1 protein-coding gene and 2 pseudogenes are annotated in these 1,152 nt (G+C 57.9%); all 3 read left to right on the top strand.

What is annotated here, in order from left to right; genetic code table 11:
* Window positions 1-317, top strand: a 317-nt coding sequence (locus E4K65_RS46700; protein WP_135179763.1) for an aminotransferase class III-fold pyridoxal phosphate-dependent enzyme, incomplete at its 5' end; no start/stop codon positions are given.
* A 116-nt stretch (window positions 318-433) separates the two neighbouring features.
* Window positions 434-717, top strand: a pseudogene (gene eutB, locus E4K65_RS46695) (hydroxyectoine utilization dehydratase EutB); the annotation flags it as partial.
* Window positions 717-1,152 (top strand): annotated as a pseudogene (locus E4K65_RS46690) (ornithine cyclodeaminase family protein); the annotation flags it as partial. The pseudogenes eutB and E4K65_RS46690, both read left to right, overlap by 1 nt.

Here is a 1,152-nt window from a genome sequence, read left to right as displayed (position 1 = left end):
AGCGCCTAAAAGAGCGGTTTGCCCAGCTAGAAATCGTCGGCGAAGTTCGGGGCGTGGGCTTGCTTGGAGCGATCGAGTTCGTTGCGGATCGCCAGACGAAACGGCGATTTGATCCGCAGCTAAAGGTGGGCGCCCGAATCTCAAAGGCTGCTCGTGATAGGGGGCTTATCGCACGAGCAATGCCGCACGGAGATATTCTGGGCTTTGCCCCCCCGCTCGTTGTGTCCGAGAGTGAGATCGACGAGATTGTTGATCTGGCGTATCGAGCGACTAAGCAAGTGATGGACGAACTCGCGAAGGAATCGCGAATCCCCTGAAGCTCAGCTGTATCCTGCAGAAACGCTGCGGGTTGGATCGGGGGGGGCGCCGTGTTCGCGGCAGGCGGACTTAAGCAACGCGTTCCCCGCCCGCGACGCCGCGCGGGGAACGGTGTGGTGGCATTGCTCTCGCTAACAAGGTGGCGTTCGCATGTGTCGAGCCCTCCTGGATGACGCGGTGCTACTAAGCAAGAGTGAGATTGCGGCCGGCATTTGTCATGCTTACGAGAAAGAACGCGAAATCCTCGAAGGCGCCGTCGGCATCGCGGCGCTGCTCGCCCTCAAGAACGCTGGCTTGCGAGGGCCGGTCCAGCTCGTGATCTCAGGCCGCAATATCGACATGGAACTACCTCGCCGTGTCATAAACGGGAACAGCAATCCGTTTAGGGAGGATGTCTGATGCGAAGAATGAAGCTCCTGACAGAACGCGATCTTAAGCAAATCGTGCCGCTCGATCTCAGGGTGGTGCAATGCATCGAGGATGCATTCCATTCGCTTGCCACCAAGAAAGTCGCGATGCCGCCAATTCTTCGGCTAGATATTCCCGAACATAGAGGCGAGGTGGACGTCAAGACAGCCTATGTGCCCGGCGTCGACGGCTTCGCCATTAAAATAAGCCCTGGCTTTTTTGACAACCCCAAGATTGGACTGCCGAGCACCAACGGCATGATGGTGCTGCTTTCAAGCAAAACCGGTCTGGTACAAGCGCTGTTACTGGACAACGGCTATTTGACCGACGTGCGTACGGCCGCCGCTGGTGCAGTAGCAGCGAAGTATCTCGCCCGCAAGGATGCTTTCGTGGCTGCAATCCTGGGTGCGGGGATGCAAGCAAAGT

It is taken from the genome of Bradyrhizobium niftali, from assembly GCF_004571025.1.
In the GTDB taxonomy this organism is placed as follows: Bacteria; Pseudomonadota; Alphaproteobacteria; order Rhizobiales; family Xanthobacteraceae; genus Bradyrhizobium; species Bradyrhizobium niftali.
Note: the sequence above shows the minus strand (reverse complement) of the source record. Positions and strands in the feature narration are given on the sequence as shown.